Genomic DNA, 408 nt, shown 5'->3' with positions numbered 1-408 from the left:
GCCGCCTCCACCATGCTGTTCCTCATCATCGCCTCGATCACGGTCATCTATATGTGGCTCGGGCGTGTCAACACCGATGGAGCCCAGCGATGACCTTGCCCAGCATCCTGAAAACCACCGCCTTTTATGCGCTGGTCGCCGTCATCATGGTGATTTCGGTATTCCCGTTTTATTATGCGATCCTGACCAGTCTGAAATCAGGCTCGGCGTTGTTCCAGGTTAATTACTGGCCGCGCGAATTTTCGCTCACCAATTACAGTTTCGTCATTGGCAACGGCACGTTCCTGCGCAATCTCGGCAATTCGTTGCTTGTTGCATCATCCGTCGTCATCCTGTCGCTGTTTCTGGCGGTCACCGCATCCTATGCGCTGGCTCGCGTCCGCTTCCGGGGCCGCTCGTTGCTGCTGC

The 408-nt window shown here is 56.1% G+C and carries 1 pseudogene; it reads left to right on the top strand.

The annotated features are described in order from the left end of the window. Positions 1-89 precede the first annotated feature (89 nt). Positions 90-408 (top strand): annotated as a pseudogene (locus tag EN804_RS34890) (carbohydrate ABC transporter permease); the annotation flags it as partial.

Origin of the sequence: Mesorhizobium sp. M8A.F.Ca.ET.161.01.1.1 (assembly GCF_004792105.1) — a bacterium.
Taxonomy (GTDB): Bacteria; Pseudomonadota; Alphaproteobacteria; order Rhizobiales; family Rhizobiaceae; genus Mesorhizobium.
This window is presented reverse-complemented; position numbering and strand designations above follow the sequence as displayed.